The sequence below is a fragment of the Hymenobacter sp. CRA2 genome (genome assembly GCF_002007105.1).
Classification (GTDB): domain Bacteria; phylum Bacteroidota; class Bacteroidia; order Cytophagales; family Hymenobacteraceae; genus Solirubrum.
The window spans coordinates 508422-533296 of the sequence record NZ_MVBC01000002.1; the positions used below are offsets into that span (position 1 = coordinate 508422).

20 protein-coding genes are annotated in these 24875 nt (G+C 61.5%); 13 read left to right on the forward strand and 7 right to left on the reverse strand.

The features are described 5' to 3' along the window. Positions 1–111: 111 nt before the first annotated feature. The 9 genes from B0919_RS05920 (at position 112) to B0919_RS05960 (ending at position 12526) form a co-directional block, all read left to right on the forward strand. Positions 112–2580, forward strand: a complete 2469-nt coding sequence (locus B0919_RS05920) for an outer membrane beta-barrel family protein (protein WP_078011291.1) — start codon at positions 112–114, stop codon at positions 2578–2580. A gap of 359 nt (positions 2581–2939) precedes the next feature. Continuing rightward, positions 2940–3446, forward strand: coding sequence for a carboxypeptidase regulatory-like domain-containing protein (locus B0919_RS05925; RefSeq protein ID WP_078011292.1), 507 nt, complete (start codon positions 2940–2942; stop codon positions 3444–3446). Between the two features lie 188 nt (positions 3447–3634). Continuing rightward, on the forward strand, positions 3635–4291 hold the full coding sequence (locus B0919_RS05930; protein ID WP_176132873.1) for a TIGR02117 family protein: 657 nt from the start codon (positions 3635–3637) through the stop codon (positions 4289–4291). A gap of 59 nt (positions 4292–4350) precedes the next feature. Beyond that, a complete protein-coding gene (hisS, locus tag B0919_RS05935; protein WP_078011294.1) occupies positions 4351–5751 on the forward strand; it encodes a histidine--tRNA ligase in 1401 nt (466 codons plus the stop codon). Then, entirely contained in the window at positions 5748–7046 is a 1299-nt protein-coding gene (locus B0919_RS05940; RefSeq protein ID WP_078011295.1) for a hypothetical protein, read from the forward strand. Before hisS ends, B0919_RS05940 begins: the two co-directional genes overlap by 4 nt. A gap of 449 nt (positions 7047–7495) precedes the next feature. Beyond that, positions 7496–8992, forward strand: coding sequence for a histidine ammonia-lyase (gene hutH, locus B0919_RS05945; RefSeq protein WP_078011296.1), 1497 nt, complete (start codon positions 7496–7498; stop codon positions 8990–8992). A 35-nt stretch (positions 8993–9027) separates the two neighbouring features. After that, positions 9028–11043, forward strand: a complete 2016-nt coding sequence (locus B0919_RS05950; RefSeq protein ID WP_078011297.1) for a gliding motility-associated C-terminal domain-containing protein — start codon at positions 9028–9030, stop codon at positions 11041–11043. A 105-nt stretch (positions 11044–11148) separates the two neighbouring features. Next, positions 11149–11484 carry a YbaB/EbfC family nucleoid-associated protein gene (locus tag B0919_RS05955; protein ID WP_078011298.1) on the forward strand — a complete coding sequence of 112 codons (336 nt, stop codon included), beginning with the start codon at positions 11149–11151 and terminating at the stop codon, positions 11482–11484. Then, the gene (locus B0919_RS05960) at positions 11474–12526 is read left to right on the forward strand and encodes a glycosyltransferase family 2 protein (RefSeq protein WP_254846489.1); all 1053 of its coding nucleotides are present in this window, start codon (positions 11474–11476) and stop codon (positions 12524–12526) included. The genes B0919_RS05955 and B0919_RS05960 overlap by 11 nt, the downstream gene beginning before the upstream one ends. A gap of 104 nt (positions 12527–12630) precedes the next feature. On the opposite strand, the gene B0919_RS05965 is transcribed toward B0919_RS05960, so the two are convergent. Further along, a complete protein-coding gene (locus B0919_RS05965) occupies positions 12631–12849 on the reverse strand; it encodes a PspC domain-containing protein (protein WP_078011299.1) in 219 nt (72 codons plus the stop codon). Positions 12850–13081: 232 nt separating this feature from the next. Here B0919_RS05965 and B0919_RS05970 point away from each other — a divergent pair, with 232 nt between their 5' ends. Next, on the forward strand, positions 13082–14815 hold the full coding sequence (locus B0919_RS05970; RefSeq protein WP_078011300.1) for a tetratricopeptide repeat protein: 1734 nt from the start codon (positions 13082–13084) through the stop codon (positions 14813–14815). 306 nt (positions 14816–15121) lie between these two features. After that, positions 15122–16099, forward strand: a complete 978-nt coding sequence (locus tag B0919_RS05975) for a pyruvate dehydrogenase complex E1 component subunit beta (RefSeq protein ID WP_078011301.1) — start codon at positions 15122–15124, stop codon at positions 16097–16099. An 89-nt stretch (positions 16100–16188) separates the two neighbouring features. Here the strand turns inward: B0919_RS05975 and B0919_RS05980 are convergent, their stop codons facing one another. Further along, positions 16189–17655, reverse strand: a complete 1467-nt coding sequence (locus B0919_RS05980) for a hypothetical protein (protein WP_078011302.1) — start codon at positions 17653–17655, stop codon at positions 16189–16191. Between the two features lie 46 nt (positions 17656–17701). After that, the gene (locus B0919_RS05985; RefSeq protein ID WP_078011303.1) at positions 17702–19105 is read right to left on the reverse strand and encodes a hypothetical protein; all 1404 of its coding nucleotides are present in this window, start codon (positions 19103–19105) and stop codon (positions 17702–17704) included. A 67-nt stretch (positions 19106–19172) separates the two neighbouring features. On the opposite strand from B0919_RS05985, the gene B0919_RS05990 reads away from it, so the two are divergent. Continuing rightward, positions 19173–19739, forward strand: a complete 567-nt coding sequence (locus B0919_RS05990) for a DinB family protein (RefSeq protein ID WP_078011304.1) — start codon at positions 19173–19175, stop codon at positions 19737–19739. 73 nt (positions 19740–19812) lie between these two features. Here B0919_RS05990 and B0919_RS05995 read toward each other — a convergent pair whose 3' ends face one another. From B0919_RS05995 to B0919_RS06005, 3 genes are all read right to left on the reverse strand, one after another. Further along, positions 19813–20262, reverse strand: coding sequence for an acyl-CoA thioesterase (locus tag B0919_RS05995; RefSeq protein WP_078011305.1), 450 nt, complete (start codon positions 20260–20262; stop codon positions 19813–19815). A 72-nt stretch (positions 20263–20334) separates the two neighbouring features. After that, the gene (locus B0919_RS06000) at positions 20335–21063 is read right to left on the reverse strand and encodes a class I SAM-dependent methyltransferase (RefSeq protein WP_078011306.1); all 729 of its coding nucleotides are present in this window, start codon (positions 21061–21063) and stop codon (positions 20335–20337) included. Between the two features lie 69 nt (positions 21064–21132). Continuing rightward, positions 21133–21582: a DMT family transporter gene (locus B0919_RS06005; RefSeq protein ID WP_078011307.1), complete on the reverse strand. Its 450-nt coding sequence runs from the start codon at positions 21580–21582 to the stop codon at positions 21133–21135. Between the two features lie 96 nt (positions 21583–21678). Here B0919_RS06005 and B0919_RS06010 point away from each other — a divergent pair, with 96 nt between their 5' ends. Beyond that, entirely contained in the window at positions 21679–21852 is a 174-nt protein-coding gene (locus tag B0919_RS06010) for a DUF2256 domain-containing protein (RefSeq protein ID WP_078011308.1), read from the forward strand. A 551-nt stretch (positions 21853–22403) separates the two neighbouring features. Here the strand turns inward: B0919_RS06010 and B0919_RS06015 are convergent. Continuing rightward, on the reverse strand, positions 22404–24875 hold the full coding sequence (locus B0919_RS06015; protein WP_078011309.1) for a DNA methyltransferase: 2472 nt from the start codon (positions 24873–24875) through the stop codon (positions 22404–22406).

The window sequence follows — 24875 nt, forward strand, 5'->3', positions numbered from 1 at the left end:
CGCATTTTTTTCTGCCCTGTACCTTGTTTTGCAAGGTACTATCCGCCAAATAAAGTCTAAACACAAGCTGGTCACGCGGCCGCTTTGCCTCCTCACCCCGCTTTTCTGACTATGAACTCGACTTCGCTCCCCCGCACTTTTTGGTGTGCTGCTTCGCTGGTCCTGGGCCTGCCGCTGGCTGCCGCTGCGCAGAACGCCGGCACCGTATCGGGTACGCTGCTTGACGGGGGCACCCGCCAGCCCCTGCCTTTCGCCAACGTGGTGTTGCTGCGGGCCCAGGATTCGGTGCTAGCGACCGGCACGGCTACCAGCGAAGCCGGCCGCTTCCGGCTGGAGAAAGTGGCGCCGGGCACCTATACCCTGCGCGCCACGGTACTGGGCTACCAGCCGCTGCGCCGCCCGGTGACGGTGGGCGCCAACGGCGCTGAGGTGGAGCTAGGCCAAGTGGTGCTGCGCCCCACGGTGACCGAGCTGAAAGGCGTGACGGTGACCGGCGAGCGGGCCGCGGTGCAGGACAACTTGGATAAAAAGGTCATCAACGTAGAGAAAGACCTGTCGAGCGTGGGTGGCACGGCCACCAACGTGCTGCAGAACGTGCCCTCGGTAGCCGTGGCAGCCGACGGTACGGTGAGCATGCGCGGCAGCTCCAACATTACCATCCTCATCGACGGCAAGCCCATGGGCGCCAACGGCGGCGTGGGCAACCGGCTGGAGCAGATTCCGGCCAGCAGCATCGAGAAAGTGGAAGTGGTGACCAACCCCTCGGCGCGCTACGACGCGGCCGGCGCCGGCGGGGTCATCAACATCATCCTGAAAAAACAGAAAAAGGACGGCTGGAACGGCCAGGCAGCCCTCACCGTAGGCACCCGCGACAAGTACAACGGCAGCCTGAGCCTGAACCGCCGCGCTGGCAAGCTGAACATGTTCGGCTCGGTGGATGTGCGCGACATGAACTTCCACAGCAATTCCCGGCTGAATCAGCAGGCGACGCTCAAGGGGGAACAAGTCAACACCTTTCAGACCGGCAACAACGTCCGGGACAACAAAACCTACGGCGGCCGCCTGGGCTTCGACCTGACGCTGCCGGCCGAGCAGACGCTAACCGTGACGGTGCAGCCCAACATCAACCGCAGCCTAAACGAAGGTTCGCAAACGGCCACCATCACCAATCCCGACGGCACGAACCGCATCAGCAGCGTTTTCCGCGTCAACGAAAACATTGACGAAATGGATGCCTCGGCCGATTACCGCCGTACCTGGGAAGTCCACAAGGGTCGCGAACTAACTGCCAACCTCGGCTACTCGAGCGTGCAGGCCGATGTGCTGGTGGGCCAGCGCAACACGGAAGGCAACGCCACCACCGACCTGCGCGAGTGGAAACAGGACCTGAACGTAAGCCTGCACGCCGTGTACGGGCAGGTAGACTACGTGCACCCGCTCAGCGAGAAGACGCGCATCGACGCGGGCCTGAAGGGGCAGTTTTCGGCCAACGACGGCACCGACGACTTCCTGCAGCAGCGCGCCGACGGCCCCATCTTCGACCGGCAGGCCGACCGCTCCTACGCCTACAACTTCAAGGAGCTGACCCAAGCCGGCTACGGCACTTTCCAGCACGAAATGGGCCCGTGGAGCGTGCAGGGCGGTCTGCGGGCGGAGTATACCAACACCCGCGGTGAGGTGCAGAACGGTAAGGGACCCTTTCGCCTGGAATACCTGAACCTGTTTCCCTCGGCCACACTGGTGCGCAACATCAAAAAGGCCGACCAGCGCGTGCAGCTGAGCTACTCGCGCCGCCTGAACCGCCCCAACTTCATGCAGCTGCTGGCCTTCCCGCTCTACCAGGACCAGCGCAGCTACCGCATCGGCGACCCGACGCTGCGGCCCGAGTACATCAACGCGCTGGAGCTGGGCCACCAGATGACCTTGGGCCACGCCAACGTCACCTCCACCCTGTTTTACCGCCAGACCACCAACGCCATTCAGCGCCTGACGGCTATCGACAGCGTTGCCAGCTACCTCTACGGCAACGGCGCCCTCATCACGGCCCAGTACGCCGACAACTTCGGGCGGGCCTACAGCTACGGGGCCGAGGTGTCGCTGAACCAGCCGCTGGCCAAGTGGTGGCGCGTGACGGCCAACGGCTCCTTGTTCCAGTCCAGCGTCACGGCCGCTACCGGCAACGAATCGAGCCGGCGCACCGTGTCGGGCACGGCCCGCGTGATGAACTCCTTCACCCCCACCCCGAAGCTGGATATCCAGGTGACGGGCAACTACCGCGCCGCCGTGCTGACCTCGCAAGGCCGCTACGCCCCGGTGGGCTCCGTCGACGTAGCCCTGCGCCAGCGCCTGTTCAACGACCGGGCCAGCCTCACGCTGCGCATCTCGGACGTGTTCAACAACCAGCGTCAGCTGTCGGAATCGTTCGTGAAGACGCCGGAAACCCAGTATTCGGCCAAGTCCTACAACAAATGGGAGTCGCGCATCGGTTACCTGGGCTTCGCCTGGTACCTGGGCTCGAATAAGCCCCCGAAGAAAATCGAGAACCAGCCGCAGGGTGGCGGGGGCGGCTTCGGCGGCTAATCGTCCCACTTCTTATTCCAAACGCAGGCTGCTGAGCGAGGCTCGGCAGTCTGCGGCCGTTTTGGGCCTCACCCAAGTATGTCAGGCGCCAGAAGCAGAGCGGCGGCAAAGCATAAAGCAGGGCCCGATGAGAAGCAATAAAAGGGCCTCTCAACACCTTAAATACTGATTTACAGACTTCTCACATCATCGTGCGATTGAACCGCACCTTGGGCCCACCCTACCTTTGTGTCGCTGGATGACAACGCGCTTTGCCGCTCCGCCGCACGCAGGCGGCTCCAGCCTCGGCCCGGCGGCGTAGTACCGCGGCTACCTGTCGGCCCCGCCCCAACCCTGTGCCTTTCTGACCCCCAACTGCTATGAAAACGCTTGCTGCTTTCCGTTTCTTCCTCTCCGCGCTGGCCCTGGTGGCCGTAGCCAAGTACGCCCCCGCCGCGGCGCCTGCCACCGCCAGCACCGGCCAGCTCTCGGGCGCCCTGCTCGACGGCACTTCCCACGAGCCCATTCCGCAGGCCAACGTGGTACTGCTGCGTGCCGCCGACGGGGCCTACGTGGCCACGGCCACCACCCGCCCCGATGGCACTTTCGAGTTCCGGGGCGTGCCCTTCGGCCAGTACCGCCTGCACCCCACCGTGCTGGGCTACCAGGGCCTGCGCCCAGTGTACGGCCTGAATGCCCGGCAGCCGCGCCTCACACTGGGTTCGGTAGCTCTCACGCCACTGGGCGCCAAGCTGGCCGGTACGCTGGTATGCACCCCGCAGCTGTACGTAGCCAGCACCACGACCAAAGTGGGCCACGCCGGCCGCTACGTGCTGACGACCTTTTGCCGGCAGCGCCGCGCGGCGGGTCTTGCGGTGCGCTCCTAGCCTAGCACGGGTACACTTCCGATGCCTTCCGATGCCGGCCCCGACAGCTACGCTTGTGGCTGTCGGGGCCGGTGGTGTGTAGCACGGGTTACATTGGCCGCCGGGCCGGATGAACGGGTAGCCCGGCGGCCGCCCGGGCACCTACTCGCCCGCGTATGCGTTGCCTGCCTCGTATCCTCCGCCTGCTGATGCCCGCTTTTGCCGCCTTCGTGGTTTTGCTCATGACCGGTACGCTGGTGCCGCGCCACGCCGATTTTCGCCCGACGCCCGACGGCGTGCCGGTGTTCGTGGTATCGAATGGCTTCCATACCGACGTGGTGGTGCCCCTGCACGAAGCGCGCACCGGGCAGGACTGGCTGCAACGCTTTGCCCAGCCGAACTGGCCCACGCGGTTTGGCAGTTATCAGTACGTAGCGTTTGGCTGGGGCAACGAGCAGTTTTACCTGCAGAGCTACGGTGGCAAGTTCCCCAAGCCCGGCACCGTGCTGCGGGCCCTGCTGCCGGGCCGCACCCTGATGCACGTCGGCTTTTACCGGCAGGCACCGCAGGCCAGCGAGCAGGTGGTGCCCCTGCGCATTTCGGTGGCGCAGTACCAGCGCCTCACGGCCTACATCGAGGGCTCTTTTGCGCCCGACTCCGTGGGCGGCTGGGCACTGCGCAATGCCGCCGGCTACACCGCCAATGACTTTTTCTTTCCCGCCCGCGGCCAATACTACGCCCTGCGCACCTGCAACGACTGGACCAACCAGGCTCTGGGCCGCTCGGGCATCCGCTCAGCATTGAAGGCCCCGCTGGCGGCTTCGGTGCTGTACCAGGCGCGCCGGGCCAGCCGGGCCGCGGACTAGGGCACTGTGCGGCCGAGACTGTACCTTCGCGGCCACATTTGAGCATCCCTTACTGACGAATGAGCGTTCAGAAACCCAGCATCCCGAAAGGCACCCGCGACTTTGGTCCCGTGCAGGTGGCCCGGCGCAACTATATTTTCGGCGTTATCCGCCGCGTGTTCGAAAAATTCGGCTTCGCCCCGCTCGAAACGCCCACGATGGAAAACCTGTCGGTGCTCACCGGCAAGTACGGCGACGAGGGCGACCAGCTGCTGTTCAAAATCCTGAATTCGGGCGACTTCGCCAAGGATGTATCGGCCGAGGACCTGACGGCCGGCTCGAAGAAAATCCTGCCCAAAGTGGCCGAAAAGGGCCTGCGCTACGACCTGACGGTGCCCTTCGCCCGCTACGTGGTGATGAACCGCGGCCAGCTCACGCTGCCCTTCAAGCGCTACCAGATCCAGCCCGTGTGGCGCGCCGACCGCCCCCAGCGCGGCCGTTACCGCGAGTTCGTGCAGTGCGACGCCGACGTGGTGGGTACCAACTCCCTGCTCTGCGAGGCCGAAATCGTGCTGATGATCGACGAAGTACTGTCGACGCTTGGCCTGACGGACTTTACCATCAAAATCAACCACCGCGGCGTGCTGTCGGGCATTTATCAGGCCTTGGGCGGCGTAGGCAAGGAGTCCGACCTGTTCGTGGCCATCGACAAGCTCGACAAGATCGGGCGCGAGGGCGTGACGAAGGAGCTGCTGGAGCGCGGCTTCCCGCAGGAGGCCATCGACAAAGTGTTCCGGTACCTGGAAGTCGGCGGCTCGTTCGATGCCAAACTGAGCACCCTGCGCGAGGCTTTCGGGCAGGACGGCGTACTAGCCGATACTACGGCCGGCCCGGCCAAGGGCCTGCAGGATTTGACCGAAGTACAGGACTACCTGCGCGACTTCGGCTTTGAGCACTTCGAGCGGCTCGATTTCGACGTGACCCTGGCCCGCGGCCTCTCCTACTACACCGGCTGCATCTTCGAGGTGAAGGTGAACAACGTGCAGATGGGCAGCATCTCGGGCGGCGGGCGCTACGACAACCTGACCGGCGCCTTCGGCCTGCCCGGCCTCTCGGGCGTGGGCTTCTCGTTCGGCGTCGACCGCATCTACGACGTGCTCGAAACCCTGGAGCTGTTCCCGGCCGACGCCGTGGCCGCCCCGCTCTGCCTCATTGCCAACTTCGACGCCGAGGGCCGCGCCACCGTGCTGCCCCTGCTGCGGGAGCTGCGCCAGGCCGGCCTCTCCGCCGAGCTGTACCCGGAAGTCGCCAAGCTCAAAAAGCAGTTCGAGTACGCCGATAAGCGCGGCATCCGCTTTATGATTCTGGCTGGCCCGGAAGAACGCGCCAACGGCCAGGTGAAGCTGCGCGACATGCGCGCCGGCTCGGAGCAGACCGTGCCCGCCGCCGAAGTGCTGAAGACGCTGCAAGGGCTGGCATGAACCCGCCGCTGAACCGGGCCGATAAGCTCCTGGGAGTCGGCACCTTACTACTGCTGGGGCTGGCGGGCTATTGGCTCGGCCGGCCCCAACAGGTGTTTCGGGCCCCGGTGGCGGCTGAAGTCTGGGCCGGTGAACCGGCCCCGCTGGCGTCTACCACGATGGAGAACAACCAAGTGGTAGCTGTGGACAGCGTCTCCGCTTTAGTGGCAACCGATGCCGAGCTACCCCAGGAGTTGCAGGAAACTTCCGTCGACACGACCATGCGCTTCGATACCTTCGACCCGCTCGAAGGCGACTCGCTAGCCCATCCGCACACTTACCGCCGCTACCTCGGTACGCTGAACGGGCAGCCCATCGTCGTGCATTTGTCGATTCGGACCAACCTGAAGGTCAAATCTTATCAGGAATACCCGGCGGGCAGCTGGTACTACCGCTACGCCCGGCAGCCAGCCGAGCACCAACTACTGTTCCGCCGCTTGCAAAATGGCCAACTGGTGCTGACGGAACGAGTCCCCGACGATGTTCCAACGGCCGATACATCCCGCGCAACATGGCAATGGCAGTTCAGTTGGCCGCTCCGCCGTCAGCTGCAGGGGCGCCGCCGGGCCGTACACGGCACGCGGCAACAGGTGATACCGCTGCGCGAGGACTATTCCCAAGCCGTGCGCTACGAGTTGCTCCGGCTGACGGCCTATCGCCAAGCGTGGTGCGAGGGAATCAGAAACGTTTATTATTCCACCGAATTTCCTCACCTACTCAGCGCTGATTCGCTGCGCCTGGCCCGTTGGCAGGCGCCGCCCCCGGCTGCCCGGCGTGATTCCATGCGCCACTGGCCAGAGGGGTGCGGGCAAGTCAGCCACTCGTATAGTGTAACGCTTAACGATTACGGGCTGTTTTCTTACAACGTCCGGGAGGAGGGCTATTACTTCGGCGCCCACCCCGAACACGATCAGACAGGATTTATCGTGGACCTGACCACCGGCCGGGGGTGGCAGGTGGAGGAACTGTTGCGGCCCGGTACCGAGGCAGCCCTGCTCCGGCTGCTGGCCCGCCATCTGCGGCAAGACTACCCCGACTTGACGGAGGAAGAAGGGTGGAACTGGCAGGACGTACCCCCACTGCCCAGTTCCGTTACCTTCACCCCTGCCGGCCTGTACGCCGGCTACGGCGACTACGCGCTGGCGCCCTATGTGGCGCATTACGCCGACCATACCATCATCCCCTACCAGGAGCTGCGCCCCCTCGTGCGCCCCGGCACCCCACTGGACCGCATGCTAAAGGCCCGCGGTATCTGAACCAAAAAACGGCCCCGCCAGCAGTGGCGGGGCCGTTTTTAGTTCGTGGCCGAAGCGGCTGATAGTCAGCCGAAGCCCCTGGATACTCGGCAAATCACATTTGATGCCCGGCAGAAGCCACTTGATGCTCGGCAGATGGCATTTGATACTTGGCAGATGACATTTGATGCTAGGCAGCTAACTCTAAATGCTCGACAGATGACGCTAAATAGTCGGCAGCACAAGCTAAATGCCCGGCAGCCAAGCCCCGATATCCCGCAGCCGGCATCCGATACCCGGCAGCCCCACCCCACTACCCACCGACGCCAGATACATTTCACTCCCCCTCTCCCTAAGGAGAGGGGCCGGGGGGTGAGGTCCCACGAGCCCGGGAGGTGAGGTACCCCGCAAATTCGTAGCTTCCGCCTCCCAAACGGCCGCCCACCCCGCGCCGCTCCTCCTTCCCACCCATGTCCGACACGTTTACCCTCAGCCCCACCACTTACCTCGACCTGCCTACCCTGGAGCAAGTGCTCCGCCAGCAGCGCCCCCTGGCCCTGAGCGACGAGGCTCGCCAGCGCATCGAGCACTGCCACCGCTACCTGCACGAGCGGCTGGAGCAATCCGACGCGCCGGTGTACGGCATCAACACCGGCTTCGGGGCGCTGTGCAACACCAGCATTTCGCCCGAAGACCGGGGCCAGCTGCAGCGCAACCTGATGATGTCGCACGCCTGCGGCACCGGGGCCGAAGTGCCGGCCGAGCTGGTGCGCCTGATGCTGCTGCTCAAGGCTCAAAGCCTGAGCTACGGCCACAGCGGCGTGCAGCTGGCCACCGTGCAGCGCCTGCTCGACTTCTACAACCGCGGCATTCATCCGGTGGTGTACCAGCAAGGCTCCCTGGGCGCCAGCGGCGACCTGGCCCCGCTGGCTCACCTGTGCCTGCCGCTCATCGGCCTGGGCGAAGTGCACTTCGAAGGCTACCGCCTCGCCGCCGCCGACGCCATGCACCTGTTCAGCTGGCAGCCCATCGAGCTGAAAGCGAAGGAAGGGCTGGCCCTGCTGAACGGCACGCAGTTTATGCTGGCCTACGCCGTGCACACCGCCCTGCGTACCCGCCGCCTGCTGCTGGCCGCCAACGTTATCGGCGCCCTGTCGCTGGAAGCCTTCGACGGCCGCCCCGAGCCCTTCGACGAGCGGCTGCACCGCATCCGGCCGCACGTAGGGCAGCTGGCCGTGGCCCGGCATCTGCGCGAGCTGCTGGAGGGCAGCGAACTGCAGCGCCAAACCAAAACCGCCGTGCAGGACCCCTACTCCTTCCGCTGCATTCCGCAGGTGCACGGCGCCTCCCACGACGCGGTGCAGTACGTGAGCGGCGTGGTGGAAACCGAGTGCAACGCCGTCACCGACAACCCCAACATCTTCCCCGAAAGCGACGCCATCCTGTCGGGCGGCAACTTCCACGGCCAGCCGCTGGCCCTGGCGCTGGATTTTCTGGCTATAGCCGTAGCCGAGCTAGGCTCGATTTCGGAGCGCCGCACCTACCAGCTCATCAGCGGGCAGCGCGGCCTGCCGCCTTTCCTAGTGGCCGAGCCGGGCCTGAACTCCGGCCTGATGATTCCGCAGTACGCGGCGGCCAGCATCGTGAGCCAGAGCAAGCAGCTGTGCACCCCGGCCTCGGTGGACAGCATCGTGAGCAGCAACGGGCAGGAAGACCACGTGAGCATGGGCGCCAACGCGGCTACCAAGGCCCTGCGCGTCATCGAAAACACTGAGCAGGTGCTCGGCATCGAGCTGCTGAACGCGGTGCAGGCCTTGGCCTTCCGCCGCCCGTTGCGTAGCTCGGCCGCACTAGAACGGGTGGTGGAAGCGTTTCAGGCGCAGGCGCCCTTTATTGCCCGCGACCGGGTGCTCTACCCCGATCTGCACGCCGCCGCCCAGTTTGTGCGCACGTTCGAGTGGGCATAACTGCCGCGGATGCGGTGCTCCATGCGTAAGTTGGAATGATGAACGATAAGAACCGGCTGCCCCGCCTGGGCTGGCGCCAGTTGCTGCGGGGTTGGGCAATGTTTCTGGCGTGCTGGCTCGGGGCGCAGGGCCTGGCCGTAGCCCAGCTGTGCCCCAACGACTCGCCCGGGGCCACCTCTTGCTTTCGGGTATACGATGATGCCACGGGCCAGCCGCTGGACATTCCCAACCAGCCCGTCACGGTGCTCTGCGCCAACTCCCGCATCCGCCTGCGCGACTGCAGCGGCGAGAATTTTATCCGCGGCACCATTTTCTACGCCTTGGGCTGCACGCCCGGCGCCGCGCTCAATGCGGACTCTATCCGCACCGTTCCCCCGACGACCGGGCCGCTGATCATTCAGCAGAACACGCCCAATCCGCACCCGGGCCAGCCCGGTTTCCCGGGCGGCGCCGGCATCCTCTTTTCGCGCCGCTTTGAAGTGCGGGAGCGTCCGCAGCCCGACTTTACGGTGGCCTACTGTGGCAGCACCAATGCGCAAATTCAGGTCACGCTGAGCACCATGCAGGCCAACGTGCGCTACGAGGTGCAGGTAGGCACCGGGCCGCGCCAGCCCGTTACGCAGGCCTCGGCCACCTACACCGTGACGCCCGGCGCTACCACTGTCCGGGTGTTTGGCAACTACACCGACGCCCGCATCTGCGAGGGCATGTCGGAAAAGACCTTCGCCCCGCCGCCGGCTCCCCGCGCACCGGTATTGCAGCGCCTGACGGTACAGGCCACTGGTTTGGAGCTGGCGTTTGCGCCCCTGCAAAACGATTACCGCTACGTGCTGGAGCAGGACGGCGGCACCGGTACTTTTACGACGGTGGCCACTATTCCCTCGTCGGCCACTACGTTCACGGTGCCCAACGGCAACCTCAACAGCTGCTACCGCCTGCGCCTGACCGACGCCTGCGGCATTTTGTCGCTGCCCTCGGCCCCGCTCTGCCCCATCGATTTGAGCGTGGCCTCTGCCAACCGGCAAAACCAGCTGAGCTGGGCCCAGACCGCGGGCAGCCCCGTAACGGGCTACGACGTGCGGCGCAATGCGCAGCCCTTGGCCACCGCGCCGGCCAGCGCCCGCACCTACACTGATTCCGACGTGACCTGCGGCGTGACGTATCAGTACCAGGTCGTAGCGCGCACGGCCGCGGGCGTGTCAGAGTCGGCGGTGCGCAGCGTGCAGACCGTAGCCAGCCAGGCCGCCCCTGCACCGCTGCTTACGGCCTCGTTCCGCCCCGATGGCACCGTGGAAATCAACACCCAGACGGCCGTCAGCGACACGGCCAGCCGCCTGCTGGTGCGCCGCACGCTGGGCAGCACCACCGCCGACGTGCCCGTGAGCCGCCAGCGCCCGGTACTGGACCAGCCTGGCCTGGTGACGCCCGAACTGGTGCCTTGCTACACCTCCCGCCTCTCCGACCCCTGCGGCAACGTGTCGACCGAAGGCCCTAGCGCCTGCCCGCCCGTGCTGGCCGCCGAAGCCGCCGACCGCGACGGTAACCAGGTGCAGGTGCGCTGGAGTGCGCCGGCGGGCCAGGGCAGTGGCTGGAGCTACCGCCTGTTGCTGCTCGATGCCGGTGGCCAGGTGCTCAGTACCAGCTCCCTCAACGGTAGCGGCGCCCCCATCCTCGCGCCCGCCCCGCCCAACGACCGGCAGGTACTGCGCTACCGGCTGGAGGCCACGTCCAGCACGGGGCTGGTCGTATATAGCAACGTCGCGCAACTGGTGCGTCAGGTAGTTGTAACCATTCCCAACGCCTTCACCCCGAACGGCGACGGCCTCAACGACGTGCTCGAAATCAAGGGCCGCTTCCTGACCACGTTCACCTTCCGGCTCTTCGACCGCAACGGCCTGGAGGTCTTTCGCGCCACCGACCGCACCCAAACCTGGAACGGCAAGGTGCGCGGCGTGCAGGCGGCGCCGCAGGTGTTCAGCTACCAGTTTACGGCCACCGACGAAGCGGGCCAGCCGGTGGTGCGCCGTGGCACGGTCACGATTTTGCGCTAGGCTCCGCGTAAGATTCCGGCGGTGTACTTTTGCCGTCCCGGCAGCGGCGTCCAGTCGCTGCCGAGGCATTTTCCTTCCATTCTCCCCGCAAAACTCCCCTGCCAGATGTTTGATATGATGGGCATGATGGGTCGCCTGAAAGACCTGCAAGAGAAAGTAAAAGTAGCCCAGGACGAATTGCAGCACATCACCGCCACGGCCGAGGCCGGCGCGGGCATGGTGCGCGCCACCGCCAACGGCAAGCGGCAGCTGCTGAAGCTGGAAATCGACGAGTCTTTGCTCACGCCGCAGGACCGCGATATGCTGGCTGACCTCGTGGTGGCCGCTGTCAACAAAGTAATGGACGAGGCCGGCGACAAGGCCAAGGACCACCTCAAGCAGCGCACCCAGGGCCTGCTGCCCAATATTCCCGGTCTCGACCTGAGCGGTTTTGGCCTCTAATGAGTTAGCCGAGGCTGGCTACGCGGCCGACGTGGCCGTGGTCATCCTCAACTGGAACGGCCGGCGCTGGCTGGAGCAATTTCTCCCGTCGGTGCTGGCCCATTCCGATGGCGCCCGCATCGTGGTGGCCGACAACGCTTCCACCGACGATTCCGTCGCGTGGCTGGCGGCGCATTACCCGCAGGTGCAGGCACTGGTACACGCCGACAACCTTGGCTTCTGCGAAGGCTACAACCACGCCCTCGGTCAGCTGCCCGAGTATCGCTACTACGTACTGCTCAACTCCGATGTGGAAGTAACGCCCGGCTGGCTACGCCCGCAGCGGCAGCTGCTGGAAGAGCGCCCCGCCGTGGCCGCCGTGCAGCCCAAAATCCGCGCCTTCCACGCCAAAGCCGACTTTGAATACGCCGGTGCCGCCGGTGGCTACCTCGACCGCCTGGGTTACCCCTTCTGCCGCGGCCGCCTGTTCGATACCCTGGAAGCCGACCAGGGCCAGTACAACGACCCGCGCCCCGTAGCCTGGGCCACCGGCGCCTGTATGATGGTGCGCGCCGCCGCCTGGCACGCCCTTGGCGGCCTCGAACCGGCTTTCTTCGCCCACATGGAGGAAATCGACCTGTGCTGGCGCTTGTGGAACGCCGGTCACGAGGTATGGTACCACGGCGGCAGCACGGTGTACCACGTGGGCGGCGGCACGCTGCACAAGTCTAACCCGCGCAAGACTTACCTGAACTTCCGCAACGGCTTGGCGCTGCTCTACAAGAACCTGGCGCCCGGCGAGCTGTGGCCCACCTTGCTCAGCCGCGTCTTCCTCGATTGGGTAGCGGCGGCGCAGATGCTGGCCAAAGGCGAAACCGGCGACGCTCGCGCTGTGCTGCGGGCCCACTGGCATTTCTGGCAGAAGCTCGGCTACTGGCGGCAACAGCGGCTGCTGGCCAAGCCACGGCTGCGGGCGGCCGAGCGGCCGGGCACGTACAACGGCAGCCTGGTATGGGCGTATTTCGCGCAAGGCAAGCGCCGCTTCAGCGAGCTGCTTTCCTGACTCGTCCAAAGTCCACATCTGCCGCGTCCGTTTTCAGCCATAAAAAAAGCGGCTCCGGGCGAAAACGCCCGAAGCCGTGTCTTTGAATGCAGGATGACCGCGGGCTACAAGTCCCACACCGTGCTGCGCTGCTGGCGCAGGGCGCGGCGCACGTTTATCCAGAAAGCCAGGGCGAAATACAGCACGATGGGCGAGCCAAACGTGAAGAACGAAGCGTAGATAAAGGACAGGCGCACGCTGCGCGTGGAAAAGCCAATCCGGTTGCCCAGGGCGCTGCACACCCCGAAGCTTTGCTGCTCGATAAAATCCGTGATGCGTTTCATAGCTGGGTGAAGTTCAGGGCAGTTCCGCCGATAAGTTAACTTGCTGGCGGTTCTCAGGCAAGGTCAGCCGCGGGCAAAGTTCGCCGCTGGTGTGTCCAAAGTGCCGCAATTTGCGTTAAGGGAGCTGATTTTGCCGACTGATTTGATTTGCATGAACGTTTCGCGCCACGCGCTAGTACGCCTACTGACCACCGCTTCAGTTGCTTCGCTCCCTGCTTGTACGCTGCCCCGTATGCTGCGGGTTGCGCAGGAAGGGCAGCAAGTACAGGTACGCCCGCCGGTACTCGAGGCCAACGGCGAGCGGGTGCTGGCCGAAGTGGAGGTGCGCGTGCCCGCCGCCCACCTGCATAAAGGCGCCGTGTACGAGCTGCCGCTGCGCTACCGCTACGACAACGGCCTGCGCGAGGACACGGCGGGCACCGTGCGCTTTCTGCTCGGCGACTACCTCTACGACGAGGAGGATAAGAACTTCCTGATTGCCCGCAAGCCCATTCAGTTTCCCTACGAGCCGCGCAAAAATCCCGGCCAGCTGGTAGCCGTGCCCCAGGCCCGCGAGCTGAAACCCGGCGGCAAGGTGCTCAAAGCCGAAAAGGAGCTGGTGCTGGCCCGCGGCGTGGTGCTGCCCAGCCGCCTGGTGGTACGCGAAGTGGAATCCATCACTTACCTGCCCGAAGAAGCCAGCCTGGAAGGCGGCGGCACGCGCGTGCTGCCTTTTTTCTTCGATCAGGGCCAGTACGCCATCCGTAACTACCTCGGCACCAACGTGGCGGCGCTGGAAGAATTCATTGAGGCCAACCAGCACACCCAGAAGGTGATGATTGTGGCCGGCCACTCGCCCGATTCGCTTGACTCGCACGACGCGCGCCTGGCCGATAAGCGTGTGCAGGCCCTGCAGAAGTACTACCAGAAGCGCCTCGACACCGACTCGTACCTGAACTCGCTCAAGTCCGTCAAGTTCGAAACCATTGCCTACCACCGCCGCTGGGATTTGTTTCTGAGCAAGGTGCAGAGCTCGGCCCTGACGCCGGCGCAGCAGGATTCCATCATCGGCATCATCAATGACACGCCGGGCAGCTGGGCGCAGAAGGAAAAAGCCCTGCACCAGCTTTCCTACTTCGATTACCTGGAGCAGTACATCTACCCGGTGATGCGCTTTGGCACCGTGGCCGTGCGCTACACCGCGCCCAAGCGCCTGCAGTCGGAGATTTATGTTCTCTCCAAGAAAATCGTGGAGAGACAGATCGAGGCGGATGCCCTGACGCCGGAGGAGCTGCGCTACTCGGCCACGCTCACGCCGCTGCTGGCCGAAAAGCAGCGCATCTACGAAACCGCCGTGGCTACCTCGGGCCGCTGGGAGGCTTACCACAACCTGGGCGTGGTGCTGCTGGAGCGCGCCGACAAGGAAGTGAGCGACAAAGTGCGCCGGGCCTACCAGCGCCGCGCCGCCACCAACTTCACCCTGGCGGCGCACCGCAACCCCACGGCCGAAATGTTCTACCACGTGGCCACCGCCTGGCACCGCGCCGGCGACCGGCTCGAAGCCCTGCAGAACTACGACTACGCCATCAAGCTCGGCGGCCCCAAGCCCGTTCTCGACAAGGTCTTTGCCGACAAAGCTGCCTTGGAAATCGAAATCGGGCAGGTGGAGGACGCCATACGCAGCATGAGCTTCAGCGCGCCCGGCTACCAGAACACCATGAACCGCGCCCTCATCTACCTGCTGAAGGAAAACTACGACGGCGCCGCCCAGATTTACCAGCAGGCCCTCACCGATAAGCCCAACGACCCGCAGGCCTACTACTGCCTGGCCATCGTGGCCGCCCGCCAGCAGCGCGACGGCGAAGTGGGCCAGTACCTGCGCCGCGCCGTGCAGCTCGACCGCAGCTACGCCCAAAAAGCCGTGGAGGACCTGGAATTCCGCAACTACGCCACAAGCAAGGTATTTACGGAGGCGTTGCGACAGTAAATAGCGCCGGATTGATGGTACTGGGACAAAAGACCGTCATTCCGAGCGCAGCCGAGGAATCTCGCCTGATAGTAGACTTAATCGTTGCACAGAGATTAGTATCGAACATCAGCACGCGAGTTTCCTCGGCTGCGCTCGGAATGACGGCCAAGGGTTATGCTCCAGCAAGGCTGACACTGCCCGCTTAGTCCTTAAAGAACAAACATGGGTTTGCCCACTCCCGCCTAGCATTGTAGCTTTACGGGCCGGTTCCTTGCGGGCCGGCCTGTTTTTCATTGACCCGACTTTTTCTTTCCTGACATCTACATGCGGACGATCCAATTCCGGGAAGCCCTGCGCGAAGCCATGTCCGAGGAAATGCGCCGCGACGCGAGCATTTTCCTGATGGGCGAAGAGGTAGCCGAATACAACGGCGCCTACAAAGTAAGCCAAGGCATGCTCGACGAGTTTGGCCCCGAGCGCATCATCGACACCCCGATTGCCGAGCTGGGCTTTGCCGGCATCGGCGTGGGTGCCTCGATGAACGGCCTGCGCCCCATCATCGAGTTCATGACCTTCAACTTCTCGCTGGTGGCCATCGACCAGGTCATCAACTCCGCGGCGAAGATGATGTCGATGTCGGGCGGGCAGTACACCTGCCCCATCGTGTTCCGCGGCCCGACCGGCAACGCCGGCATGCTCTCCTCGCAGCACTCGCAGAACTTCGAGAACTGGTACGCCAACACCCCCGGCCTGAAAGTGGTGGTTCCCTCGAACCCCTACGACGCCAAGGGCCTGCTGAAAGCCGCCATCCGCGACAACGACCCGGTGATTTTCATGGAGTCGGAGCTGATGTACGGCGACAAGGGCGAGGTGCCGGAAGAGGAGTACATCCTCGAAATCGGCAAAGCCAACATCGTGCGCCAGGGCAAGGACGTGACGCTGGTGTCGTTCGGCAAGATGATGAAGGTGGTGTACGCCGCCGCCGACGAGCTGGCCAAGGAAGGCATCGAAGCCGAAGTAATTGACCTGCGTTCGGTTCGCCCCATCGACTACGCTACCCTGGTGGAATCGGTGAAGAAGACCAACCGCATGGTAGTGGTAGAGGAAGCCTGGCCGCTGGCCTCCATCAGCTCGGAGCTGGCCTACCACGTGCAGCGCTACGCCTTCGACTACCTCGATGCGCCCATCCGCCGCGTGACCTCGGCCGACGTGCCGCTGCCCTACGCCCCCACCCTCATCGAAGCTGCCCTGCCGAACGTGGGCCGCACGGTGAAGGCCGTGAAAGAGGTGCTGTACCGCTAATCCAGCCTTTTCAGCTGCTCGCTGATCTGAAACCGCCCCGTTGGTCGCTGACCAACGGGGCGGTTTCGTGTTTGTGCCCTAATGCTGAGCTACTCTGCAGCGCTCAGGGGCCGCATAGAAGTCGGCGGCAGCTTGCGGCCCAACAAGGTGCGTCCGCCCAACTCCAGATGCGCCTGCGTGTAGCTGGACAAGCTTAGGCATAAGGCCAGAAACAGGACGTAGGCGCCGGTTAGTATCAGCCTCTGCTGCCGCGAGCAGGCCAACCAGCGCCAATGGGCTGGCCAGGCAAAACATAGGGCAGCGTAAAGCAGCAGGTGCAAAGGCAGCAGAAAACGGCACTCCATGCTTACCGGCACCATGAACGCGCACGGCACCAGCAGCACGGCCAGCGTCAGCCACTCGTGCAGTGGCCGGCGGCGCCAGCGCGCCCGCAGCAGCACCAAGCCGGCGGCAAACAGCGCGGTAAAATTCAGCACGACCAGCCCGAGCGTCGGGGTGTACACCTGCGCTACATAGGGCGTGGTGTACTGCACATCGAGGCCGTTGAAGAGGTGCAGCAGGCTTTGGCGGGCCACCAGCGCCGGGTGCCGCCGCGCGAAGCCGAGGAACTCCGGCACCGAGGTGAACCACATCGGCTGCTCGGCCTGCACGAGGCGGCGCCCTTCCTGGTCCACGAAAAACATGACCGGCTCGGGGTAATCGAGGCCGATGTTGGTTTCGTAACGCTGGTGAATGAGGCCAAACCAGAGCTTGGCGGGGTACAGCGTGCCAGGCGGGATGTTCTGGTCCTGCGCCAGCACCAGCGGCGTATCACGCTGGAAATGCCGCTGGTTGATGATAAGCTGCGGGCCGAGCACCAGCGCCGCGCCCACGGCCAAGGCCAGCAACTGAAGCAGCACCGCCCGCCGGCCGGGCAGCGCCGGACGAGTCAGCAGCACGCCGAGCACGAACGGCACCGACGCCAGGTAGATCGGCCGCACATTCGTGGCGGCGGCCACGCACGCGCCGGCCAGCAGCAGCCAGCGCAGCCGCCCGGAGCCGTAGAGCAGCCAGAGGCCGGCCCCGAGCAGCCACAAGGCGGGGAAGTCGCTGAGGGTAAAGTTGAAATGGTCGCGCCAGAAGAGGAAGCCCAGCCCGGCAAACGCCAGCCGGCGCCGCCAGCTAATCGGGCTTGCGTCGCCCCGCACGGCCTGCCACAGGCCTGGCCCAATCAGCCCGAAACCCAGCGCTGCGGATACCGCGCCCTGCAGCCGCCCAAACACGATGGGCGGAATATGGGTGAAGTAGTGCACGGCGTGCAGCGGGTAGAGCAGCAGCGGGTAAAAGTAGCCGCGCATGCTGTTATCGTAGCTGAACAACGAGGTGCTGCCGCCCTTGTGGAAGTAGGCCGCCACGGTCCAGTACTGCTTGGCATCGAAAGCCAGGGCATCGAACCCCGAAAACGGCAGGTAGAGCAGGTAGAGGCCCAGAATCAGCAACGCGCCGGCTCCGTAAGGCCGCCACCACTGCGGCGCCTTGCCCCAGGCAGTCCAGCGGTGAGCTAGCAGACGACGCATAACGGAAATAGTAAGCGGAAAAAGAATGCGCAGCAGCCGAGGCCGCCTAGGGCCAGAGTAGCCGCGGCCCGTTGGTCATGTGCCACAGCGTATTGGCCGAAAGCACCAGGCAGCCGAGCACGAACACGACGTACGCCGCAGCCACCGGCCAGCGCAGAAAAACGGTGCGCCAGTCGCGCGGCCAGAGGAAGCACACCACGGCGTAGAGCAGCAGGAATACGGGAATGAAAAACCGGCATTCTACGGCCGTGGGAATAGACAGCGCGCACGGCCCCACCACTACCAGCAGCGCCAGCCACTGCAACGGCGTGAGGCGGCGGTGCCGGCGGTGGAGCAGCACCAACGCCGCCGCGAAGAGCACCGTGTAGTTCAGCACCGACAGCGGCAAGGTAGAGCCGTGCACCCGCGGCGCGTAGGGCGTGGCGTATTTTAGGTCGAAGCCGTTGAACGTGTGGCGGGCGTACAGGGCCAGCATATCGGCGGGGTAATGGCGCACGGCGGTGAAGTAGTGGCCGAAGTCGCGCAGGCCGTAGACGTACGAAATATGCTCCTGGTCCATGATGCGCTGCCCGATGGGGTCGACGTACATCACGCGCGGATCGGGGTACGCGGGGTCGATGGTGGTTTCATACTTCTGCACGGCCAGGCCCCAGGCCAGCTGCGACAGGTACAGACTCTGGGGCTTGGCGGGGTTTTTCCAGGCCAGCACCAGCGGCGTCCACTGCCCGAAGTGGCGCACATTGATGGCCAGCTGCGGTGCGCCCACCAGGGCCATACCAAGCAGAAAAGCGGCTACCCCGCGCCCAATCAGCGGCCAGGAGTAGCGACGGCGCGCCAGCCAGCTACCCGCTATCAGTAGCAGCCCGGCGCTGCCCACGTACACCGGGCGCATATTCACGGCGGCCATGCACAGCGCCCCCGCCAGCAGCAGCCATCCCGGCCGGGGGCCGCGGCGCAGCACCAGCAGCAGGGCTGCTAGCAGCAAAGTCAGCGACAGAAAATCGGAGAGCGGAAAATTGAAGTAGTCGCGCCAGAACAGAAAGCCTAGCCCGGCAAACGCCAGCCGGCGACGCCAGCTTAGGAGCTGCCCCCCTACCACAGCCTGCCACAGGCTCGGGCCTATCCAGCCAAACAACAAGGCCGCCAGCCCGGCCCCTACCACCCGCGAAAAGGTCAGCGGCTCGATGTGCGACACGTACGACGCCGCGCGCAGGGGAAACAGCAGCAGCGGCAGCAGGTAGCCGCGGATGGAGCTATCGAACGAAAGCAGATTGAAGCGCTTGGTTTCGTAGTAAAAGCGCCCGGTCAGTTCCCAGTAGATATTGGAATCGAAGTAAATGGCCTGATACGCCGTGCTGAACAGGTACAGCAGGTAGCCCAGCAGCAGGACGAGGGCGAGGCGGCGGACAGTGGCGGCGTCGGAAGCGCCGGGTGGGGCAAACAAGGACATTCTACCGCAAAGGTGTACCTTTTGGGCCGAGCTTACCCCAGGCTTCTGCTTTCCCACGCCGCTTTCCATGAATAACCGCCTGCACCTGCGCTTCGAGCAGCTTGAGCGCGCCACCGAACAACTTCTGCAAGACGCCGAGCGCCTCGGCGAGCGGGCTTACACCGCCCCGGCCGCGGGCCAATGGTCGGCGGCGCACGTGGTGCACCACTTGGCGGCGTCGGAAGTGGGCATCGGGCAGTATTTGCAGCACAAGCTGCTGGAGCAGGATCAGCTGCGCAAAGGCAACCTGGGCATGAAGCTGCGCGCGGCCCTGCTGCGGCTGATGCTGCGCCTGCCGGGCCTGAAGTTCAAGGCCCCGTCGCGGGTGGCGGCCCTCACTCCCACCGACACGCAGGAGCTGCCGCCTTTGGCCGACATGCGCCAGCAATGGGGCTCGACGCGGCGCCACCTGGAGCAGCTGCTCAACGAATTTCCCGGCCCGCTGCTGCACCGGGCCATCTTTAAGCACCCGCGCGTGGGCATGCTCACCATCGAACAGACACTGGACTTCATGCTCGACCACGTGCTGCACCACCGCCAGCAGCTAGCCCGCATCAGCAAAGCCCTGAGCCAACCCACACCGGCCGCTAAATAGCTACGCGCCCCAAACGCCCACGGCCCGGCTGAGTACAGTGCTCAGCCGGGCCGTGGGCGTTTGGGGCAGGTCGTTACTCGGCTTTTTTTCGCTCGATATCGGCATAGGTGCTGTGGCGCTCCAGCTTGCTCAACGCTTCGGCCAGCTCGGCGGGTGGCGTGGCCAGCTTGCGCTGGCGCAGGTCCAGCCACGCGCCGTCGACGGTGATGACGGCGGCTTCGCGGCCATCCTGCTTGTACACCGTGTGCACGATGCGCCAGCGGCTGCCGTCGGGGCTCAGGCCGGCCAGCTGGGCCCCTACTTTGATGGTCTCGTTCGGGTTGACTTCCTTCAGAAAGCGCGTGTCCTCGCGGAACAGGATGGGGCCGATGCCGAGCTGGGCAAACTTGGCCAGCGGAAAGCCTTCGTCGGTCAGGAAATCGAGGCGCAGCTGGGCGGCGTAGTCGTTGTAGGCCGAGTGGCGCATGTGGCCGTTGGGGTCGAGGTCGGCCCAACGGATGGGGTACTGCTTGGCGTATTGCATAAGGCGGGGTTGGCGAAGAATAAGCCCGGGCGGGGCCGCAAGGCGTCATAACCGCGGCCCGGGGCCGGATGTTTAGCCGATGCGGGTCAGGCGCACCAGAAACTGCTGCTGGTCGTCCTCGTCCACAAATTCCACTTCGTAGCCGGCCGCTTCGGCGTAATCCTGCACGATGGTGGGGTCGGCGAAAAGCCAGTGGAACATGGGGCCGGTCTGCTCCTGGTAGCTCATCTGGTACTCCACTTCGCCGTAGTACGGCCCGTTCAGATCGAACACCAACGCGCCGTCCTCGTCTTCGTAGAGGTAGCTGATATCGGAGCTGGTAGCCAGAATCTGCCCACCGGGATTGAGCAGGGGGTGCGCCAGCTGCAGGAATTTCTCCAGCCCCTCGAGCGTGCCCGTCAGGCCGAGGCCGTTCATGAGCATCAGAATGGTGTCGTACCGCTCGTCGGTGCTGCGGGTGCTCAGCTCGAAGATGTCGTGGCGGGCTACTTCCTGCACGCCGCGCTGCTGCATCACCTGCACCGCCCCGGCCGATACGTCCACGGCCTTCACGCTGAAGCCGCGGTTTTGCAGCTCCAGGGCGTGCGCGCCGGCGCCGGCCCCGAGGTCGAGCACGCGGCCGCGGCACTCGTCGAGGGCAGCGCGCTCCAGCTCGGGCATTTCCCAGAGCGTGCGGAAAAAGTACTGCGCGGGCAGGGGCTCATCCTCGGCCACGTTGCTGTGCACGGTGATGGTGGCCTTGGCGTGGCCGCCGACGAAGTCGAGCAGCGCGGCGCCGATGGGGTCGAAGGTGTCAGACATGTTGGGTATCAGGAATTGGGGAGGAGGCTACAGGTGAACCCGTTTTAGCCAAGGCCCACGGCCTCCTACCTAGAAGCGGCGAATGAGTACTACGCCGATCAGCAGCAAAAGTACACCGGCTATCCGGCCGGGCGACAGGCGCTGAATGGGCAGGCCAAACAGGCCGAAATGGTCGAAGAGCACCGACAGCAGCAGCTGCCCGGCAATGAGCAGCCCGAAGGTGAGAGCCACGCCCAGCCGCGGCGTGAGCAAAGTGACCGAACCCACGTAGCACGCCCCGATAACGCCGCCCAGCCACACCGAAGGCGGCTGCGTGCGCACGGCTTCGGGGATGCTGCTCAGGCGCATGCCGGCGGCCAGCGCGATGATGAGCAAGGTGAGCGAACCGACGATAAACGACGCAAATGCCGCCACTACGGGGCCGTCGGTGGCGCGGGCCAGGCGGGAGTTCAGCGCGGCCTGCACGGGCAAGAGGGCGCCCATGCTCACGGCGAGCAGCATCAGCAGTAAACGATTCATGCGGAAGGTGGGAAACAGAAAAAACGCGCAAAGGTAGCCACAACTTCCCGCTTGCCCGTTGGGTTAAGCAGTTATTGGCTCAACCCTACTCCGCTGATGGCTTCTTCCGCCTCTGCCCCACGCTACACCAAGGCCACGCTGCCCACCAAAGTCTGCGCCACCTGCGGGCGGCCGTTTGCCTGGCGTAAGAAATGGGCGCGGTGCTGGGACGAGGTAAAGTACTGCGGCGAAAAATGCCAGCGCACTAGACAAAAGCCTATTTCCAGCTAAATTAAGCTGTTTTGCCCCCCTATCAAAGGAGCATGTATCAATTTTGAGCTTGGTTTGCTTCAAACAGGGGTATCAATGTTGCCCAGTGACCTAATTGAAGTCATTGCACTTTACAAGGATTTATATAGGCATTAGCAGAAACGGTAGAACATAAGGGAGTAGTATTGATACTCCTATTATGGTTGGCTTACTTTCAACTCCCTCTTGCCACCTGCCTTTAATCCGCCTCTTATAAGCTCACTGCTTGACTCTGATTCAGAAGGCGAGAAGTTGCAGCCCTCATGAGTTTGCTTTCAACCATGCCTTTTTCTGTGGCATTTGGTAAAGCTTATTCCTCCCAGCTTCTACTCATTCATTCCTGGCCCACAAAGTGCCCCCGGTACTCGACTCTCAAAACGAAGCCGGGGGCCTTTCTGGATGTAAGCTTCAATGCTGGCTCACTCATCATTTATAGCTATATTATTGAGAGAGCCACTAACTCAAAAGTCATGATCATGCTGAAATCATGGCGATGACTATACTCTAGAAGGCTAGTTCATTTGACCCTTTTATTAGACAGTATTGATATGCACAGCAATCCTTTCTGCCTTTAGCTTTGCTAAACCATGATTACGGTGCCATTGTATTTGACGTGTGTGGGACCACATCAATTGAAAACCCTCTTCTTCAAAAATCTGGTATACCTCATCTACAATATTTGATTCAGCCCAAGTCTGAGCTAATGGAGAGCCAATTACAGTAGCAAGGTATCCACCAGGTTTTATAAGCGCTTTACTATTTCTAGCAAAAGCTCTCATATCACGCAAGTAGCTTTGTTTAGCTTTCACAGGATTGTTTCTCCTTCTGCGAGCTCCAATCTCTTCCGCGTGATCATGATCAAAAGCTTCAGGGAATAACCAATAGTAAGGCAAGCGGTTGCCATACGTATAGTCTACCATACACAAGTAAGGTGGTGAAGTAATGATCGCGTCAATTGAATTTGGCAAGATGCCAAGATCTTGCGCAGAAATAGTTTTAGCATCGAGCTGATGGACTTTAATCCTCTCAAATTCCGATTTAATTTCTTTGCCTTGTTGTTCTAATAGAGCATAAGCTCTTTCGGTAATTTGAATGTTCCTATGTATCTTATTCACAAACAAGCTAATTGCATCTACATACTCAGGAGCACTGACTCCTTTTGGAAGAGGTGTATTATCAGCAAAATATGCAAAGTCTCTTCCCCTCCTTTCTGTCGAGGAATTAAGAATATCAGAAAAACATGTAGTCAAGAATAATTTGATATTATCGGACAAAGTAGAATCAATAAAACTTTTGATACGACTAAGTTCTTTTAATGTATCAGGATTATGCCACTTAACAATGTCTGCTCTCTTTGGATACAAAGACTTATCATGTTGTTTCTTTATAATATCCTTCGATATATTCTTTAGATATGCTATTTCTTCTGCGTTTAAATAACTAAACTTCGATTTCATAATCATATGAGACACAGAATTTACATCAGCAATGTGGACTTTACACCCTTGCTTGATGCACTCCATAGCCGTTACACCAGATCCGCCAAAAGGATCTAGTATGGTGTCTCCCTTCAAGCCAAGCGCAGCAATTAAGCTTGCAGGAATAGCATGCACAAAGGTCGCTGGATATGAATGCACCAGTTCATTTTTACTTAACTTAAAATCCCAATTTTGAATACTATTCAGATTAGTTCTAATATCCTCAACTCTTTTAGTTGAAAGCTTATGCCACGGCTTGCTTTTTAACCACTTTTTCAATTCAACATTTACACACTCATTGATCTTCTTTGACAGAAGGTCACCAGAGGTTTCTTTAGGGATTAAAGTTTGCATCCAGTTTGGCAAATGCGAATGCTTTAACGCTGTAGCGCTAACCTTGAAGATCATTAGACATCCCGCAGGAAGAGGCAAAAGTAACGTATCTTCATTATATCTCCTCTTCTTAACAAAAACAAAGGGTTCAAAATGATTGCTTTTTAGATGGTCTTCAAGCCATTCTGAAAAAAGTGGATTATTAATAATTCGCAACTCTGATTCATCCTCAATATTTATCTCTACTATCTTATGCGTATCAGCCAATAATCTATATTGCAAGACAAGGTCTTTAAGACTCGTGCTAAAGTGTTGTCCATTTTTTTGATGAACGGACAGACCATTTTCTATATTCTCCATTAAATTCAAAAGCCCATCATCAGTATTAAAAATCAACGATGTTCTTGAGAGACCATAATGTGTAAGCCTTCTGATTAAATGCTGCAAAAAAGCTTGTCTACCTAGCTCCTCTTCGGTAGAGTTGTAAAAACTTTTATACATGCAATATCTATAATAAAGCCACTCTTGCACACACTTGTTATCCACTTTCTTTATATATGCGGGACTGCTAGTCTGATTAGCGAGCCACTCGACTAGTTTCAAAGGCAAGCTGCGATTTATTTTTATACCCATGTACATTGAAGCCCTTGTAACATTATCAATGTTATCAAGATCTAAAGTACCCTTAATAGCAAAACCCCACTTTCCTTCACCTATTACTAATCTCGCAACTTCTTCAATATTGATAGCAATTCCAAACTGCTTAGAAACAGAAGAAGCTATTTTATTAAACCGTGGGAGCTGTGATGCGAATACAGGGATTGCATGGTTGATATTATCAGACTCTTTGTAACTAAGAATCCTATAAGATTCCAACTCATGGTCAAAGTCATTTAAGACATATTCCATAGTGTGTGCAAAGGGAGGAGTGGCGATATCATGAAACAACGCAGCCAATACCAAATGCACTCTTTCAAATTCATTCAATTTAGCTATATCAGCAAAGTAGTTCGCTAAATAAGCAACACTTATACAATGCTCCCACCTAGTAGGAGTGTTAAAATCCTTAAACTGAAAAGAATCTACATTAGACAAACGAACACCTCTCAATCTCAGAAATTCTGGAGACTTTATAAAAGGGATCAGCCATTCAGGTACACTGATTTGACCGTAAAGAGAGTCCGAGAATGTCAT

What these genes read in the sequence shown, in the direction of transcription:
- B0919_RS05920 (WP_078011291.1), top strand. Translation starts at nt 112, where the DNA reads ATGAACTCGACTTCGCTCCCCCGCACTTTTTGGTGTGCTGCTTCGCTG.
- B0919_RS05925 (WP_078011292.1), top strand. Translation starts at nt 2,940, where the DNA reads ATGAAAACGCTTGCTGCTTTCCGTTTCTTCCTCTCCGCGCTGGCCCTG.
- B0919_RS05930 (WP_176132873.1), top strand. Translation starts at nt 3,635, where the DNA reads ATGCCCGCTTTTGCCGCCTTCGTGGTTTTGCTCATGACCGGTACGCTG.
- hisS (WP_078011294.1), top strand. Translation starts at nt 4,351, where the DNA reads ATGAGCGTTCAGAAACCCAGCATCCCGAAAGGCACCCGCGACTTTGGT.
- B0919_RS05940 (WP_078011295.1), top strand. Translation starts at nt 5,748, where the DNA reads ATGAACCCGCCGCTGAACCGGGCCGATAAGCTCCTGGGAGTCGGCACC.
- hutH (WP_078011296.1), top strand. Translation starts at nt 7,496, where the DNA reads ATGTCCGACACGTTTACCCTCAGCCCCACCACTTACCTCGACCTGCCT.
- B0919_RS05950 (WP_078011297.1), top strand. Translation starts at nt 9,028, where the DNA reads ATGATGAACGATAAGAACCGGCTGCCCCGCCTGGGCTGGCGCCAGTTG.
- B0919_RS05955 (WP_078011298.1), top strand. Translation starts at nt 11,149, where the DNA reads ATGTTTGATATGATGGGCATGATGGGTCGCCTGAAAGACCTGCAAGAG.
- B0919_RS05965 (WP_078011299.1), bottom strand. Translation starts at nt 12,849, where the DNA reads ATGAAACGCATCACGGATTTTATCGAGCAGCAAAGCTTCGGGGTGTGC.
- B0919_RS05970 (WP_078011300.1), top strand. Translation starts at nt 13,082, where the DNA reads ATGCTGCGGGTTGCGCAGGAAGGGCAGCAAGTACAGGTACGCCCGCCG.
- B0919_RS05975 (WP_078011301.1), top strand. Translation starts at nt 15,122, where the DNA reads ATGCGGACGATCCAATTCCGGGAAGCCCTGCGCGAAGCCATGTCCGAG.
- B0919_RS05980 (WP_078011302.1), bottom strand. Translation starts at nt 17,655, where the DNA reads ATGCGTCGTCTGCTAGCTCACCGCTGGACTGCCTGGGGCAAGGCGCCG.
- B0919_RS05985 (WP_078011303.1), bottom strand. Translation starts at nt 19,105, where the DNA reads ATGTCCTTGTTTGCCCCACCCGGCGCTTCCGACGCCGCCACTGTCCGC.
- B0919_RS05990 (WP_078011304.1), top strand. Translation starts at nt 19,173, where the DNA reads ATGAATAACCGCCTGCACCTGCGCTTCGAGCAGCTTGAGCGCGCCACC.
- B0919_RS05995 (WP_078011305.1), bottom strand. Translation starts at nt 20,262, where the DNA reads ATGCAATACGCCAAGCAGTACCCCATCCGTTGGGCCGACCTCGACCCC.
- B0919_RS06000 (WP_078011306.1), bottom strand. Translation starts at nt 21,063, where the DNA reads ATGTCTGACACCTTCGACCCCATCGGCGCCGCGCTGCTCGACTTCGTC.
- B0919_RS06005 (WP_078011307.1), bottom strand. Translation starts at nt 21,582, where the DNA reads ATGAATCGTTTACTGCTGATGCTGCTCGCCGTGAGCATGGGCGCCCTC.
- B0919_RS06010 (WP_078011308.1), top strand. Translation starts at nt 21,679, where the DNA reads ATGGCTTCTTCCGCCTCTGCCCCACGCTACACCAAGGCCACGCTGCCC.
- B0919_RS06015 (WP_078011309.1), bottom strand. Translation starts at nt 24,875, where the DNA reads ATGACATTCTCGGACTCTCTTTACGGTCAAATCAGTGTACCTGAATGG.